This window comes from Methyloceanibacter sp., assembly GCF_058506495.1.
The window spans coordinates 24,420-40,723 of the sequence record NZ_JBZMXT010000015.1; the positions used below are offsets into that span (position 1 = coordinate 24,420).

The 16,304-nt window shown below is 59.6% G+C and carries 13 protein-coding genes; all 13 read right to left on the reverse strand.

The window, feature by feature from the left end:
- Nucleotides 1–52: 52 nt before the first annotated feature.
- Entirely contained in the window at nt 53–1,003 is a 951-nt protein-coding gene (lpxC, locus tag AC33YF_RS04835; RefSeq protein WP_491776070.1) for a UDP-3-O-acyl-N-acetylglucosamine deacetylase, read from the reverse strand.
- A gap of 334 nt (nt 1,004–1,337) precedes the next feature.
- A complete protein-coding gene (gene ftsZ / locus AC33YF_RS04840) occupies nt 1,338–3,080 on the reverse strand; it encodes a cell division protein FtsZ (protein ID WP_491776071.1) in 1,743 nt (580 codons plus the stop codon).
- An 87-nt stretch (nt 3,081–3,167) separates the two neighbouring features.
- Complete coding sequence (ftsA, locus tag AC33YF_RS04845) at nt 3,168–4,463, reverse strand: cell division protein FtsA (RefSeq protein ID WP_491776072.1); 1,296 nt, start codon at nt 4,461–4,463, stop codon at nt 3,168–3,170.
- 19 nt (nt 4,464–4,482) lie between these two features.
- Nucleotides 4,483–5,283, reverse strand: a complete 801-nt coding sequence (locus AC33YF_RS04850) for a cell division protein FtsQ/DivIB (RefSeq protein ID WP_491776073.1) — start codon at nt 5,281–5,283, stop codon at nt 4,483–4,485.
- 182 nt (nt 5,284–5,465) lie between these two features.
- A complete protein-coding gene (locus tag AC33YF_RS04855; protein ID WP_491776074.1) occupies nt 5,466–6,401 on the reverse strand; it encodes a D-alanine--D-alanine ligase in 936 nt (311 codons plus the stop codon).
- A gap of 144 nt (nt 6,402–6,545) precedes the next feature.
- Nucleotides 6,546–7,427, reverse strand: coding sequence for a UDP-N-acetylmuramate dehydrogenase (gene murB / locus AC33YF_RS04860; RefSeq protein WP_491776081.1), 882 nt, complete (start codon nt 7,425–7,427; stop codon nt 6,546–6,548).
- A gap of 35 nt (nt 7,428–7,462) precedes the next feature.
- A complete protein-coding gene (murC, locus tag AC33YF_RS04865) occupies nt 7,463–8,887 on the reverse strand; it encodes a UDP-N-acetylmuramate--L-alanine ligase (RefSeq protein ID WP_491776082.1) in 1,425 nt (474 codons plus the stop codon).
- 12 nt (nt 8,888–8,899) lie between these two features.
- Nucleotides 8,900–10,003 carry an undecaprenyldiphospho-muramoylpentapeptide beta-N-acetylglucosaminyltransferase gene (gene murG, locus AC33YF_RS04870; protein ID WP_491776075.1) on the reverse strand — a complete coding sequence of 368 codons (1,104 nt, stop codon included), beginning with the start codon at nt 10,001–10,003 and terminating at the stop codon, nt 8,900–8,902.
- Complete coding sequence (gene ftsW / locus AC33YF_RS04875; protein ID WP_491776076.1) at nt 10,000–11,178, reverse strand: putative lipid II flippase FtsW; 1,179 nt, start codon at nt 11,176–11,178, stop codon at nt 10,000–10,002. Before ftsW ends, murG begins: the two co-directional genes overlap by 4 nt.
- A gap of 11 nt (nt 11,179–11,189) precedes the next feature.
- Entirely contained in the window at nt 11,190–12,590 is a 1,401-nt protein-coding gene (gene murD, locus AC33YF_RS04880; RefSeq protein ID WP_491776077.1) for a UDP-N-acetylmuramoyl-L-alanine--D-glutamate ligase, read from the reverse strand.
- Between the two features lie 12 nt (nt 12,591–12,602).
- On the reverse strand, nt 12,603–13,691 hold the full coding sequence (gene mraY / locus AC33YF_RS04885) for a phospho-N-acetylmuramoyl-pentapeptide-transferase (protein WP_491776078.1): 1,089 nt from the start codon (nt 13,689–13,691) through the stop codon (nt 12,603–12,605).
- Between the two features lie 53 nt (nt 13,692–13,744).
- Nucleotides 13,745–15,181, reverse strand: a complete 1,437-nt coding sequence (locus AC33YF_RS04890; RefSeq protein WP_491776079.1) for a UDP-N-acetylmuramoylalanyl-D-glutamyl-2,6-diaminopimelate--D-alanyl-D-alanine ligase — start codon at nt 15,179–15,181, stop codon at nt 13,745–13,747.
- Nucleotides 15,174–16,304: UDP-N-acetylmuramoyl-L-alanyl-D-glutamate--2,6-diaminopimelate ligase (locus AC33YF_RS04895; protein WP_491776080.1), on the reverse strand; the 1,131-nt coding region annotated here is incomplete at its 5' end. The genes AC33YF_RS04895 and AC33YF_RS04890, both read right to left, overlap by 8 nt.

Genomic DNA, 16,304 nt, shown 5'->3' on the forward strand with positions numbered 1-16,304 from the left:
CGAGCGATAACATGCCATAAAATGACTGCAAATCGTTTAGGAAAGACGCCAGTTAGCTGCGATCAGCCGCGAAGTGCGCGGCGGCCAGACCGGGGGTGAGCTCGGCATGGCGAACATCGCGGTACCGCGGAGCCTCGACCAAGGTCCACGCGTCTGGATCTGCGAACAGGGCCTTGAGCACTAGAGCGTTCAGCCGATGCCCGCCGCGGCGGCTCTTGTACGCGCCGAGGATGGGTGCGCCAGCCAAAGCGAGATCGCCAATCGCATCAAGAGCCTTGTGGCGAACGAATTCATCCGCGTAGCGCAGCCCTTCGCGATTGATAATGCGGTCGTCTCCAATCGCTACCGTGTTGTCGAGGGATGCGCCCAGTGCAAGGCCGGCGGCCCAGAGATTCTCGACATCCTTCATAAAGCCAAAGGTGCGGGCGCGGGAGATATCGCGGCGGAAAGCCCCAGGATTGAGGTCTAGAGAGAGGCTCTGCTTTCCAATCAGTGGGTTCGCGAAATCAATTTCGATGTCGAGGTGGAAACCATTATAGGGGGTCAATTCGCCCACGGCGCCGTTTTCCTCGACGCGAATCGGCTTGAGAACTTTGAGGAAGCGGCGCGGCGCCTCGAGTTCGGCGATCCCAGCCTCATCGATCGCTTCGACAAACGGTGCGGCGCTGCCGTCCATGATCGGAACTTCGCCACTGTCGATCTCAATCAGCGCGTTGTCGACACTGAGGCCGCGGAGCGCGGCAAGAACATGCTCGACGGTCGCGATCGAAGCACCGTTTCCGTCGCTTAAGATGGTACAGAGCGTGACGCCGGAGACGCATTGCTGATCCGCAACAATCTCAACGCCGTCAATTTCGCCATTGCAAATAAGGAAGCGAATTCCTGTGTCACTGTCGGCTGGACATAATGTCAAGGAAACAGGAGCGCCGCTGTGGACCCCCGTACCGGTGAGTGACACCTCGTTGGCAAGCGTTGTCTGTCTTGCCCCGATGAAACCTTTCATGGCCCCCACTGGCCCCCCGCGCAGTCTATAGCCCCTACTCAAGTCCGGAGTAAGCTCCGAACTCCCCAATTGACCGGCTAACCTAGGCCACTAATTCGATCCGTTCCCCATACTATTGGATCGTCGCCCTTTGTTGTTTTGTGGTCGGGCGTGCCTAATTTGGTTGGTCAATCAATCTCGTAAGGACCATACTCTCTCGATAAGAGTTGGGACAAATCACGGTTTCTTACACTCTATTACGGGCATGAGAATCCGATAAATCATTGATCTGTAATATCTATTCTCAGACTCCCTGTGGGGAGGCGGGCACTCTCGTTAACGCCCGCCCTCGTTATCAATTCGCCCGCCTGCGCAGAAACGCAGGAATCTCTAAGTCATCATCACTGAGTGATTCTACCTGCGCGACGGCTGCGGCCGTTTGAGCGTGAACTGGCGGCCGTGGCGTTTCCAGACGACGCGGCGCCGGAGCTTGCTGGGCCGCTGGCCGTTGCACAGGCGGCGACACAGGAGCCGGGCCGGGAGCCGTGGGCGTCTGAGGCGCTGCGACGGGCGGCGCTGCAGGCCGCGGTATGGGACGACCCACTTCCGTAGTTGGAACGAAATCGGGCTCCATCTTCGGCGACATCTCGGCGTCTTCGCTTTTCTTACCCATGCCGACGCTGGCCAAACGCTCTAGGAATCCGACCTTTTTCTTTTGTGCATCGAGCCCGGTTCCATCGCCCTCGCCGGCCTTCGCTTGAAGCGCCTTCTGAGCGACCATCGGCAGCTCTTCGACGCGTGGCATACGGCGCAGCGGCCGCTTGATCGCGGCCGGGGGCTGGGGCTGGAAGTTCTGCGGTGCCGCTGCAGGTTTCGGCGCAGCTGGTGGCCGCGGGAGAGCAACGCCACCGACGGCCTGAGGACGCTTTTCGATCGTCACGTCATTCGATGCACGCCAAACCTGCTCATTCTTTGCTGCCTCGGGCGCTGGGACCATGAGGCTCTCGTCCAGATCAACCGGCTCGTCGGCGGTAGCACTCGGTACAGCCGTTAGACCGGCGAGGCGCTCCGTCAGACGCCCGCGCTCGGCTTGCGGCTTCGCTTTTGCCTCTGGCTTCTCCTCTTCGGCCGATACCGTACCGATACCGGTCGCGACCACCGACACGCGGATGACGCCGTCGAGTTCATCGTCATAGGTGGCACCAACGATAATGTTGGCGTCTTCGTCAGCCTCCGTGCGAATGCGGCTCGCCGCCTCATCGACTTCGTAGAGCGTAAGGTCGCTACCGCCTGTGATCGAGACGAGGAGACCACTGGAACCCTTCATGCAAACATCATCGAGCAGCGGATTCGAAATCGCCGCCTCCGCAGCGTCGATCGCCCGCCGTTCGCCGCTGGCCTCTCCAGTCCCCATCATCGCCTTGCCCATGCCGGCCATAATCGTGCGGACATCAGCGAAGTCGAGGTTGATGAGGCCTTCCTTGACCATAAGATCGGTGATGCATCCAACACCGGAGCGCAGAACATCGTCGGCCATCGCGAAAGCATCTGTGAAAGTCGTCTTCTCGTTCGCGACACGGAACAGATTCTGGTTCGGAATTATGAGCAGCGTATCGACGTATTTCTGGAGTTCCTCGATGCCGGTTTCAGCGGCCCGCATGCGGCGCGACCCCTCAAACTGAAATGGCTTTGTAACGACGCCGACCGTTAAAATGCCTTCCTCACGCGAGGCGCGAGCAATAACGGGCGCTGCGCCCGTCCCGGTCCCACCACCCATACCGGCCGTGATGAAGGCCATGTGGCAGCCGACGAGATGGGCCTTAACGTCCGCCATGGCTTCTTCGGCCGCGGCGGCACCGATCTCGGGCTTGGACCCAGCACCAAGGCCTTCGGTCACATTGTTGCCCATCTGGATGCGGCGTTCGGCGCTTGAGCTGGCTAGGGCTTGGGCGTCGGTATTCGCGACAACAAACTCCACGCCGTTGAGCCCTCGCTCGATCATGTTGTTCACGGCGTTGCCGCCGGCGCCGCCTACACCGAAGACGGTGATGCGCGGCTTGAGTTCCGTTAAGTCTGGTACTTTGAGATTGATCGTCATAGCGGCTTCCAATCCTTGCGAATTGCCCCTAGCTATTGGGCCGACACTCACACTCTCAGTCATGTGCGGCGCCCGACCTCAGGTCCGTTAAAAGTTCTCCATGATCCACTCGCCCACCCGGGCGAAGTAGCCTGTCCCCGTACGCAAGAACCGTTGCCCGGTTTGGGTTCCGAGCTTTTCGTCACCGCGCGCCCAATGCAGAAGCAAACCGATCGCAGCGGAAAAATCCGGGGCGGCGGCGGCTGGCGGCAATCCCGTCATGACGCGCGGGCGACCAAGTCGCGCCGGGCGTCCAAACATGTTCGAGGCGAGCTCGACAAGACCCGTAAGCTGGCTTCCACCACCGGTCAGCACCAAGTGCTGGGCGACCTCAGCAGGAAAGCCGCTTGAGGCGAGCCGATGGCGCATCAGGTCGAGGATTTCCTCGACGCGTGGGCGAATGATGCAAGCAAGCTGAGCCTTTGTAACTTGGTTGTTGTGCGCCGGAGCGACGCCTGTCACGCACGGATAGCCGATGATCTCTCGCTCGTCGGAGAGGGTTGCGAACGCGCTGCCATGCAATGTCTTGAGCCGCTCTGCGTGCTCCATCGGCGTTCCAAGCGTCCGTGCGATATCGGTGGTGACACCATAGCCACCGTGAGCAATCGCATCCGTATGTAGGAAATGGCCGTCGGCGATAACCGACAGCGTAGTCGTCCCGGCACCAAAGTCGATAATCGCTACACCCAGCTTTGCTTCGTCGGGCGTAACGACAGATAGGGCACTGGCATACGGCGCCGCGACGAGTCCTGCCACGCCGAGATGGCAACGCTCTACGCAGAGAATCAGGTTGCGCATCGCGACTTCGTCCGCCGTCACGGTATGCAGATCAACCGACAGCCGTTCGCCGCACATGCCGCGCGGCTCGGCAATGCCATCATTGTCATCGAGGCTAAAGTCGGTCGGCAAAGCGTGCAGGACTGCGCGCCGATCGCGCGCAGCATATTGGCGTCCACCAGCGAGGAGACGTTGCACGTCATCCTCCCGGACGGCACCGGATGGAAGCCCGACACCCGCGGAGAAGCTATCGCTCTTGAGGCGACCCGCGGTCACCGAAAGGTGCACATCCTCAATAACGACGCCGGCCATACGCTCGGCGGAGTCCACGGCGGAACGAATGCACTTCTCGGCGATATCGAGATGGGTCACCATCCCGGCCTTGAGGCCCTCGGCGCGTGTGTGACCAAAGCCGAGTACATCGAATTGAACTGCATCGGCGCCATTCTCGGCCCAATCAGGCATGACCGAGGTCTTACCAATCAGGCAGCATACTTTGCTCGTGCCGATGTCGAGAGCGGTCACGATGTGCTGGCGCTTGCCTCTTATCGATGCGTTGTAAGTCATTCCCCCCTCGAGCTCCGCATCACGTTTGGCCATCGGGCTGATTGGTCGTACCTGTGGCCGACGTTGGCATCTCGGTAGGCGCTGCGTCGTCCGCGGAGATGGCTGTAGTCTCGCGCAGGCGCAGAGTGATCCGATCGAGCAGACGCAAGTCGATCGCTGCAATGTCTTGCTGCAAAACCCCGCGTTCTTGCTCCAGCTTCTGGAGCGCGTCGAGAGCCATCTTGACGCTGCCGTCGGGCAGCATGACCTCCGTTCCGGTCCGGAGCTTTAATGTCCACCGACGATCACCGACGCGCAAAGCCGCCAGCATGCGGCTTCTCAGTTCCTTGTAGGGCGCTAGCATCTCGTAAAGCGCCGCTGCGTGCTTGCCTGCGCCCTCGCCGACAACCAAAGGCAGCCTCGGGTAAGCCTGGGGCAACGCTGGCGCGAGCACGACGCCTTCGCTATCCACGACAAACGTCTTTCTCTTGTTCTGCCAGATGGCGTACGGATCGCGCTCCTCGATTTCGACCTGCAGTGTCGAGGGCAAAAGCCGCATGACACGCGCATGGCGGATCCATGGTACCGACTCCAGACGATCCTTAGCGGCATCCGTGTCGAAGCCTAGCATGAAGGTCTGCGGTCCTGCCGCTAGCGCGGTTGTGATGGCAGCGTTTGTGGCATTCTTCTGACCTTCGACCACGACGCGCTTGACGCCAAAGCCAATGGCGACGGTAGCGCGCTCAGCGCCTGTTACCGCCGCGTTAAAAATTTTCTCGATTTGACCGCCAACGATCGCGCCGTACAAGACTGCGCTCGTCGCAAAAACCGCGCAAAGCATCTGCCATTTGCCGCCCAACGGCCCGCGACGCGTGCGGCCGAGATGAACGCGCCTCGGTCCCTTTGGAGTAACAGTTCGGCTGCCTTGCGGAACAGGAAGCTGACGCGCGTGCAGGTTCGTTGTTCCGTGCGGCGTCTGTGCCCCACGGTACCCCCTCTGCACTCCGCAACCTCTTGACGTGCCTAGCGATTGCACGACGCATCCTCCACGATCCAACGGACCAGCTCGCCAAACGAACGCCCAGCATGGGCTGCAAGCTCAGGCACCAACGACGTGGATGTCATGCCGGGTTGGGTGTTGACCTCAAGACAGATCATTTCCCCCGTTCCATCAGGTCGATCGTCGAAACGAAAGTCGCTCCGACTGACCCCACGACAGCCCAGTGCCCTATGAGCCGCTACCGACAGCTTCTGTACCAATTGGTAAACATTTGGTTTAAGCGGGGCCGGGAGGACGTGAATTGAGCCTCCTGGGGCGTATTTTGACTCGTAGTCATAAAAAGCCAGGCCGTCGGCCGGACGGATCTCGATAACGTCCAGCGCCTCATCGCCCATGACGGCGCAAGTCAGCTCGCGGCCATGGATGTAACGCTCAACCATCAACTCCTCGCCGAGGGCCCAATCGGCGGCATGGAGTTCCTGCGGCGGATGCGTCTGATCCTCACGAATGATGTAGACGCCAACGGAGGATCCCTCTGCGGGCGGCTTGATCACATAAGGCGGCTCGATTGGGTGCCCCTCGGCCGCTTCGGCGCGGCTCACGACCCGACTTTCGGCGACTGGCACGCCTGCCTCGCGAAGGACGGCCTTGGCACGTTCTTTGTGCATAGCGAGCGCCGATGCCAGAACGCCCGAATGTGTGTAGGGCAACCCCATGGTTTCCAGAAGGCCCTGGATGCAGCCGTCCTCACCGAACTTGCCGTGTAGTGCATTGAAACAGACGTCCGGCTTGATCGCAGCCAAACGCTCGGCGATGTCTCGTCCCACATCGACTTTCGTGACCTTGTAGCCTTCTCCTTCGAGGGCTTCGGCGCAGGCGGCGCCCGACCGGAGCGATATTTCACGCTCGTTGGACAGGCCTCCCATCAGAACGGCGACGTGCGTTTGGTTTTCTCTCATGGAACGGCCCCCGAGGCTGCGATGCCGACGCGAAACGGCGCCCACATCGTTCTGGACGCACCACACCTCGAATCGGTTAACGCTGCATTAACCGTATTCGCGATCCAACGCAGCCCGATAATCATGAAAATCGGGTGGCTTTGCCTAGGCCGGCTTACCGAACCGTTTGATTTCCCATTCGAGTTGGACGCCACTCTTTTCCTTGACCCGCGTGCGTACAGTTTCGCCGAGCGTTTCAAGGTCCGCAGCCGAAGCGTTGCCCTCATTGATGAGAAAGTTGCAGTGCAGCTCGGAAACTTTCGCGTCTCCTACCGAGAGGCCACGGCAGCCTGCGGCATCGATAAGCTTCCACGACTTGTTCCCTTCAGGATTCTTGAAGGTCGAACCGCCTGTGCGGCTTTTGATCGGCTGCACTTCCTCGCGATAGGCGGCAATCTCATCCATCTCGGCGAGTATTTCGGCGGGATTGCCAGGCCGTCCTTGAAACAGCGCCTCCGTGAAGATGAGGTCTTCCGACGCTCCGCAGTGACGGTAGGTGTAGTTCATGTCGTCGACGGAGAGAACGTGGGTGTTCCCTGCCCGGTCGACGGCCCGTGCTTCGACGAGCACATCGCACGTCTCGGTCCCGTGCGCACCGCCATTCATCCGCAAAGCGCCGCCGATACCGCCGGGGATACCGCGATAGAAGGCAAGCCCAGCAATACCTGCATCAGCCGCCGCCCGCGCGACATTGGCATCGGGAACGGCCGTGCCAACGCGCAGTCGGCTCAGCTCTTCGACCTTGATCTCATTAAAGCCTCGGCCAAGCCGAACAACGACGCCGTCGATGCCGCCGTCGCGCACCAGAAGATTTGACCCGAGACCGATTATTGTAACAGGCACGGCCGGGGGCAGTGTCTTCATGAAATAGGCAAGGTCCGCTTCGTCAGCTGGAGAGAACAGCACTTCGGCTGGGCCCCCGACACGAAACCAAGTGTATTGCTTGAGATCCGACCCAGCGCTCAGACGACCCCGTAAGTCCGGCATTGTTTTAACAAGAGTTGCATGAAGATCTGTTCCGATCACGAATTGCCTCCGTGCTTTGCGAGCTCCGCAGGCAACGCATTAATCCAATCGGTGATCGTTCCAGCTCCCAATCCGACAACGAGATCGCCATCTTTCGCGACAGAGGCGATGGTACCAACCAGCGCCTCGGCCCCATCGACCATCAGCACATTTGGATGACCATGGCGTCGTAAGCCCGCTGCAAGTTCCTCTCTATCGATCCCCGGAATCGGGGCCTCACCGGCGGAATAGACGGGCGTGAGGATCACCACGTCGGCGTCGTCGAAACACGCAGAGAATTCGTTGAACAGCGCCTGGAGCCGCGAATACCGATGTGGCTGCATGACAGCCACGATACGTCCTGAGCCTGCAGCATTCGCGCCTCGCAGCACAGCTGCGATCTCAACGGGGTGGTGAGCATAGTCGTCATAGATCGCAACGCCCTGCCAATCGCCCACCCGGGTGAAGCGCCGCTTCACTCCAGAGAAATTGGCGAGCGTCGCGCGGATCGTGTCATCATCGATGCCAGCTTCCGTTGCTACGGCAAGTGCGGCGACCGCGTTGAGCGCGTTGTAATGGCCCAAGGCCGGCAGCTTTAGGTCCTTGATCTCGCGCGCGCCACCTGCAGCGCCGGAGCCCAGGCGAATATCAAAAGTCATCGTGGCGTGATCGGGGCGCACATTGAATAGCCGGAAGTCGGCCGAGCGCGAGACACCATAGGTCAGTGTACGGCGCCCATTTTCCGCACCACCAACGGCCGCCATCAGGCTGCGTACAACTGGATGATCGATGCAACCAACAACGGTCCCGTAAAAGGGGATCGACTCGATAAACTGTTCGAACGCCCCATACAGAACTTCTTCCGACTCCCAGAAATCCATGTGCTCCGGGTCAACGTTGGTGATGACGCCAATCTGCGTCGGCAGCTTCAAGAATGTGCCGTCAGACTCGTCGGCCTCGACGACCATCCACTCGCCCTGTCCAATCCGTGCATTTGTGCCCCACGCGTTGATGATGCCCCCGGTGATCACTGTTGGGTCGAGACCGCCGCCAAAAAGAAAGTCGGCGACTAAACACGTCGTCGTGGTCTTGCCATGCGTTCCGGTAATCGAGACCGTCGTGCACGGACGCATGAGTTCGGCCAGCATTTCGGCACGTCTGATTATCGGTATACCGCGCTCGTGAGCGGCCTCAAGTTCCGGGTTGCCAGGTTTTACTGCGCTGGAAATCACCAGATAGGAGGCCTCATCGGCATTGGCGGGATCGTGGCCGATAATGCACTCAATTCCATGATCGCGGAGCCGCGCTAGGTTCGGGCCCTCTTTCAAATCGCTCCCTTGAACGCGGTAGCCTCGCGTGTGCATCACCTCCGCGATGGCGCTCATACCGATGCCGCCTATGCCCACGATGTGGAAAAGACCTGCAGTTTCGGGCGAAGGCAAATGCATTGCCGCTCATGCCCCGTCCGGTCCGGCGAGGTCAGCTACGAGGTCTGCGAGCCTATTGACCGCATACACGTTACCCATGCCCTTCGCCTTCTCTGCTGCTTTAGCCAGCGCGTCCGGACTGCTCAGCAACTGCTCGAGTCTTTCTGCCAAGAGCTCGGGCGTGATGCTGGACTGATGCATGCACCACCCACCGCGGGCCTCCTCCATGCGTCTGGCGTTCTCAAGTTGATCGTTGTCGATAGCATGGGGCAGAGGGACGAGAATGGCCGGCCGGCCAATCGCTGTTAGTTCGGCCACTGTGGACGCACCTGCCCGAGATATGACGAGATGCGAGTTTGCAATCCGTTCAGGTAGATCCTGGAAGAACGGGGCCACATGGGCGGTGATTTCCGCATTACGATAGGCATCCTGCACCTCGGCAACGTCTTCCGGTCGTGCCTGCTGCACAACCGTCAGCCGCCAACGAAGCGTTGACGGCAGTTTGGCCAAGGCCTCGGGCATTGTCTCAGAGAAAAATCGGGCGCCCTGACTGCCGCCGAAAATGAGAAGCAACAATCGCCCTGTGGCTTCAGGAGGCGAATACTCTTGATCGCGGAGTCCCACGACGGCATCACGTACCGGGTTGCCCGTCACAACTGCCCGCTTTTCGACACTGCTCTTCAGATGTTTCGTTGTACCGAAAGATAGAGCGAGGGCATCGGCAAAGCGGGAGAGCAACCGATTTGCGCGCCCCATCACCGCGTTCTGTTCGTGCAGCACGGTGGGGATCGCGAGCGAACGGGCAGCCAGAAGGGGCGGCAGCGTAGGATAGCCACCGAATCCGACCACCACATGCGGCTGCACCATTTCCAGAAGACGCCGAGCTCTGAAATAGCCTTTTCCCAAGGTCGAGAGCGCCTTCATTATGGCACCGGGCGATCTTCCGGAGATGGTAGCCGAGGGCACCTGGTAGATGGCGCGAGCTGGAAAATCAGCACCGTACTGCTCGGCCCGCTCATCGGTCGCTAGTTCCACAACGAAACCTCGGCGCGTCAACTCCTGCGCCAAGGCTGTTGCCGGGAAGAGATGTCCGCCTGTTCCTCCGGCGGCGAGTAGAATAGTTTGGGTCAAGCCGTCTGCCCCCTGGCTTTCGCAGGATCCCCATCATGCGCGGCACGTGCCGGATGCTCCAAGCGACCCGCCATTGGTCTCTTGCGGGTCAACCCCAGCGTAAACCCCATGGTGAGCGCCATGGCAAGCATGGATGAGCCGCCCGAAGAGATGAAAGGGAGTGTCATACCCTTCGCGGGCAGCAGGCCGACATTAACAGCCATATTAATCAAGGTCTGCAAGCCGAACAGCATCACAAGCCCCGCGGTGGCGTGCCGGATGAACCCATCCGGCTCTTGAGAGGCCTTAGACAACCCGCGCAGCACAACAAAAGCGAATAGAATCAATAAGATGATGCAAGCAAGTAGGCCATATTCCTCGGCGGCAACTGCGAAAATAAAGTCCGTATGTGAGTCAGGCAAGACATCCTTTACCGTCCCCTCGCCCGGCCCGCGCCCGAACCAGCCACCGCGGAGGAACGATTCTATTGAGCGGTCTGACTGATACGTGTCGCCGGAGGCGGGATCGAGGAACCGATCGATACGAGACGCCACGTGTGGAAGAAGAATATAGGCCGAGACGAGGCCTACGGCGCCCAGGCCGATGAGAAGTGCAATCCAAACCATGTTGATCCCGGCCATGTAGAAGAGCGCGCCCCAAACAAGACTGACGAGGAGCGTCTGGCCAAAGTCGGGCTGAAGGATGAGCAGCAGCGCAAATACTGCGTAGAGAAGAATAGCCAGCTCTAGCCCGGGGACGTCTTTGCGCTTCTGGCTCTCATTGAACAACCAAGCTGTCAGCACAATGAAGGCGGGCTTAACAAACTCCGAAGGTTGGATTCCGAGCGGACCCACGTACAACCAGCGCTTGGCTCCCTTCACTTCCAGACCAATGAACAAAATACCAAGCATCAGCACAATGCCGACGAGGAAAATGATGAGGCTTGCGCGCCGGATTTGCTTCGGCGTCAAAGTCGACGCAGCGAACATGATCGCGAAGGCTGGCAGCAGCATCGCCACATGACGGCGAACGAAATGGAACTGATCGAGCCCCAGCTTCTCGGCAATAGGTGGGCTAGCGGCTAGCGACAGTACGACCCCCGCACCCATCAACAATATGAGGGTAAACAGCATCAGCCGATCGACGGTGAACCACCAATCGGAGAGGATGCTTTTATCGGCGCGCGTAATCCTCATGGCACGCAACCCTACTCCGAAAGACTTGCGACACCGTTACGCTGCATCACGAGTTGTTTGAATGCATCACCCCGCGCAGCGAAATTGGGATATTGGTCGAACGACGCACAGGCGGGGGACAATAATACAACCGGTTCAGGGGCTTGGGATCGGCTTGCGTCGTCGGCCGCTTGATCAATCGCGCGGTCCAGTGTTCCACAGGCAATGGAAGGAAGGGCGTCCCCGAGCTGAGCGGCGAACGCGTCGGACGCGTCGCCGATCAAGTAGGCCCGTTCAATCTGCGGATAATAGCGTTCTAGGCCGGCGAGCCCTCCGTCTTTGGCAACGCCTCCCACGATCCAGTAAATGTTGTCGAAGCTACCTAAGGCTTTCCCAGCAGCATCGGCATTGGTCGCCTTGGAGTCATTTACGAACAAAACCTTACCGACTCTGGCCACTTGTTCCATACGGTGAGCAAGACCGCCAAAACTCCGAAGACCCGCCTGCAACGTCCTCGGCTCGACGTTCTGAGAGCGCGCCAACGCATAAGCGGTTGCTGCATTCTGCCAATTGTGCGCGCCACGCAACGACCCTATGCCTGCAAGGTCAATACGCGCGACCTCCTTGCCTCCTTCCATTTCCATGAGCGTCGAGTCGGCGGCGCAGACACCGTTTTGAACAGCATTGCCGACTGAAACGCGCTTAACCGTATACGGTCCGTCGAGCGTCTCGGCGATTGCCCGGCACGGTGCATCATCAACGCCAATCACTGCGGTTGCGCCAGAGCCAAGCTGGGCAAATATCCGTGCCTTAACGCTTGCATACTCATCAAACGATCCGTGACGATCAAGATGGTCGGGGGTGATGTTCAGAAGCGCCGCCGCGTCGGGACACAGTGAGGGCGTCAAATCGATTTGGTAGGACGAGAGTTCGAGTACGTAGACGCGCCCTGTCGCGAACGGGGCAAGATCCAAGACCGCCTTGCCGATATTGCCGCCAAGGGCCACGTCCGAGCCTGCAACCTCGAGGAGATGCGCGGTCAGCGCGGTCGTGGTGGATTTCCCGTTTGTGCCGGTAATCGCAACAACGGGGCATGCTATCCCACTTGCCTCTCGCGCTCGAAAGAAAAGCTCCACGTCGCCGATGACTTCGATCCCAGCGGCACGAGCCTTGATCACACTCCAATGCGGACGTGGATAGGTAAGCGGGATGCCGGGTGCCAATATGAGCGCAGAGAAAACGTCGAAGTCGACATCTGACAAATCCTCAACGGCAAAGCCTGCTTGCGCGGCCTCCTGTCGGGCGGCCTCCTTATCATCCCAAATGACGACATCCGCTCCGCCCTCTTGCAAAGATCGCGCGGTCGCGAGCCCGCTCAGACCTGCACCGACGATCGCCAGCTTGCGTCCAGCGAAAAACGAAACGGGTATCATAGTGAGCGAGGTCTAGCGCAATTTTAGGGTCGCAAGGCCGGCCAGAGCCAGGACGACAGAGATGATCCAGAAACGGATGACAACCGTGGATTCCGGCCAACCCTTTTGCTCGAAGTGGTGATGTAGCGGCGCCATGCGGAATACGCGTTTGCCGAACATCCTGTAAGAGGTCACCTGGACGATCACCGAAACCGCCTCGAGAACAAACAAACCACCGACGATCGCGAGCACAAGCTCGTGCTTCGTAGCGACCGCGATAGTGCCGAGCGCGCCGCCGAGCGCGAGCGATCCCGTATCACCCATGAAGATGAGTGCAGGTGGGGCGTTGAACCACAGGAAGCCGAGACCGGCGCCCACGAGAGCGCCGCAGATGACGGCGAGTTCAGCGGTCCCCGCTACATAATGGATCTGCAGATGGTCGGCGAACAACGAGCTGCCAACGAAGTAAGCGATGAAGCCGAATGTCGCCGCCCCAATCATGACCGGGACAATCGCAAGTCCATCCAAACCGTCAGTGAGATTCACAGCGTTGCCAGCACCAACGATGATGAAGGTACCGAAGATCACGAACAGCCACATTCCGAGCGGAATCACCGTGTCTTTGAAAAAGGGAATGGCGACGGAAGTCGAGAGCGGCGGCTCGCCGACGGTGGCAATCACATAGGTCGCGATGATAGCTGCAAATGCCTCTATCACTATCTTGATGCGGCCCGCGAACCCTAAAACCGATTGCTTCGTGACTTTGAGATAGTCGTCGTAGAATCCGACCCCTCCGTAAACCAGCGTAAGCAGCAGCACAACCCAGACATAAGGGTTGCTCAGGTTCGCGCAAAGGAGGACCGAAAAGACAAGGCCTGAGAGAATCATCAGGCCGCCCATCGTCGGCGTTCCCTGTTTCTGAATGATGTGGCTCTGAGGACCCTCTGTTCGTATCGGCTGGCCCTTGCCCTGCCTGACACGCAGAGAACGGATCACTCGCGGCCCAAAGAAGAACACGAACAGCAAGGCCGTAAGGACCGCAAAGCCTGTCCGAAACGTGATGTAGCGGAAGAGATTTAGAACGGGAACATCAGGTGCAAGTTCCGCCAACCAATATAGCATCGCGTTTCTTCCCCCAATTTGGCTGCCCTTTGTAGGCTGGCCCCCGATAGTCCCTATGACCGGTTCTCAAATTCGCGCTTGAGCCCATCTACAAGCGGCGCCATACGGCTGCCAAGCGAACCTTTTACCATAACGATGTCGCCAGGTTGCACGCTCGACAGCAAAACTGGAGACAACTCCTCCGGTGTTTCGGCGTAGCCACCGCGGCACTCACTCGGAAGAGCTTCGAATAGCGACGCCATGTCCGTTCCGGACGCAAAGACAACATCTATACCCGCCGCGTCAACGGCTTCCGCAAGCTCTCGGTGCAGTTTCGAACTCTCCTCACCAAGCTCTAGCATGTCCCCGAGTACGACAATCCGCCGCTTAAACTCCTCGCGGGGCGTGAGGCCCAATGTCTGAAGTGCTGCCCGCATGGATGCCGGGTTAGCATTGTAGGATTCGTCGACGACGCAAATCGGCCCTCGCTCTGTTGCGATAACAAATCGTTCGCCTCGCCCTGATGGCGCCTTGATAGCTCCAAGCGCTTCCGCCGCGGCCTTGAGGTCTGCGCCTGCAAGCTTCACTGCCGCGAGCACTGCAAGCGTATTCTGAACCACATGCCGGCCTGGTGCGCCAACCGTATAGGTAAGCATGTCGCCAAGGATGTCCGCCGTCGCGGTGGAACCATTGGGGCTCAGATCGCAGTTCATCAGCCGAACTTTGGAGCGCTCGTCCTCGCCGAATGAGACAATCTCCGCACCTTGAGCGCGTGCTGCGGCGGCAAGCCTCTCAAAATAGGGGTTGTCGCGGTTAAGGACGGCAGCGCCGCCAGGCTCCAATCCCTCGAAGATCTCGGACTTGGCGTCGGCAATCTCCTCGACCGAGGCGAAGAACCCGAGGTGAACTGGTGCGACCGTCGTGATAATCGCAATATGCGGGCGCACAAGACGCGTCAGCGCCGAGATCTCGCCTGCGTGATTCATGCCCACTTCGAACACGCCGTAGTTGATGTCGCGCGGCATGTTTGCGAGCGTCAGCGGAACGCCCCAATGGTTGTTGAAGGACTTGACGGAGGCATGCACGCTGCCGCTCGGGCTCAGTGCGACCCGCAGCGCTTCCTTCGTGCCCGTTTTTCCCACACTCCCGGTCACACCGATGATAACGGCATGCTCGGCGCGGTCGCGGCCCTCACGGCCGAGACTGTTGAGTCCGTCGAACGTATCTTGCACCCGGACAAGGCGCATTTCATCAAGGTCTGAGGCTGCCTCGCGAGGGGCTTTGGCGGAATACGTTTCCTCGACAATTGCACAGCCCGCATCCGCATCCAGAGCCTTTTGCACAAAGTCGTGACCATCCCGGTTGGGCCCACGGATCGCAATAAAACCCTCGCCTGTCTCCAGAGCACGGCTGTCGATTGTGAAGCCGGAGATAGGCGCCGCGGGGTCTCCTTCGCAACGGCCACCCGTCGCGCCAATCACCTCTCCTAATGTCCAGACTGGGTTAGCCAAGTTGCGCCTCTCTCATCAGGGCGGCAGCCACCGCATCGTGATCGGAAAATGGAATGACGGTCGTCCCTATCGACTGTCCCGTTTCATGCCCCTTGCCCGCGATTAGCAAGACGTCACCTTTGCGCAGCATACGGATGGCCTCAGATATTGCGGCCGCGCGATCGCCGATCTCACGTCCTCGAGGTACAGCGACTAATATCTCGTCGCGTATGACGGCAGGATCCTCGCTGCGCGGATTGTCGTCGGTAACGATAGCTATGTCGGACTTTTCTGCTGCGACCGCACCCATCTGGGGACGCTTGCCGTGATCACGATCGCCACCACAGCCGAACACGACGAAGAGCTTCTTTGCCGCGTAGGGGCGCAAGGCGTCGAGTGCCTTATCCAGCGCATCAGGCGTGTGCGCGTAATCAATGAAGATTGGGGCGCCGGTCGGCGCCATTCCCGCAAGTTCTAGACGCCCAGTGGCCCCACGCAGGTATTCGAGCCGCGGGAATACATCATCCGCGCTTGATCCTGTCGCGATCACAAGCCCGGCGGCAACAAGTGCATTGCTCGCCTGGAACGCTCCAACCAAAGGCAGAAGCACGGTGTAAGTCTTGCCTGAATGCTCGATAGTGAGCCGCTGGGCGAACCCCTCGATCTCCGCCGACATGAGACGAACATGCTCTCCCGCACGCCCTACACCGAACACGTCCAAGCCCCTAGCTCTGGCCGCGTCAGCCACCTCCGCGCTCCCCGGACTGTCCATATCGATCACGGTCGTTGCGCCGGTTGGCAGAAGCTCCGTGAACAGACGCAGCTTCTGCGCAAAGTAGTCTTCGAAGCTTGAGTGATAGTCCAAGTGATCGCGCGTGATGTTCGTGAAAGCCGCTGCCTTCAGTGCAACGCCATCCAAGCGACGCTGCTGCAGTCCGTGACTGGAGGCCTCAAGTGCGAGATGGCTCACGGACTCGGCACTCAGCTCGGCAAGAATGCGATGCAGTTCGATCGGATCAGGCGTCGTATGACGGAGGACCTTGGTGCCCCTTGGAGAGACGACGCCAACAGTCCCGAGGCTTGCGGACGCAAAACCCAAGTCGGTCCATAGCTGGCGTGTGAAGGATGCGACCGATGTCTTTCC

Bases quoted from the DNA above. Each gene is read 5' to 3' on its own strand.
- lpxC (WP_491776070.1), bottom strand. From the start codon at position 1,003: ATGAAAGGTTTCATCGGGGCAAGACAGACAACGCTTGCCAACGAGGTG.
- ftsZ (WP_491776071.1), bottom strand. From the start codon at position 3,080: ATGACGATCAATCTCAAAGTACCAGACTTAACGGAACTCAAGCCGCGC.
- ftsA (WP_491776072.1), bottom strand. From the start codon at position 4,463: ATGACTTACAACGCATCGATAAGAGGCAAGCGCCAGCACATCGTGACC.
- AC33YF_RS04850 (WP_491776073.1), bottom strand. From the start codon at position 5,283: ATGCTTTGCGCGGTTTTTGCGACGAGCGCAGTCTTGTACGGCGCGATC.
- AC33YF_RS04855 (WP_491776074.1), bottom strand. From the start codon at position 6,401: ATGAGAGAAAACCAAACGCACGTCGCCGTTCTGATGGGAGGCCTGTCC.
- murB (WP_491776081.1), bottom strand. From the start codon at position 7,427: ATGCCGGACTTACGGGGTCGTCTGAGCGCTGGGTCGGATCTCAAGCAA.
- ftsW (WP_491776076.1), bottom strand. From the start codon at position 11,178: ATGAGGATTACGCGCGCCGATAAAAGCATCCTCTCCGATTGGTGGTTC.
- murD (WP_491776077.1), bottom strand. From the start codon at position 12,590: ATGATACCCGTTTCGTTTTTCGCTGGACGCAAGCTGGCGATCGTCGGT.
- mraY (WP_491776078.1), bottom strand. From the start codon at position 13,691: ATGCTATATTGGTTGGCGGAACTTGCACCTGATGTTCCCGTTCTAAAT.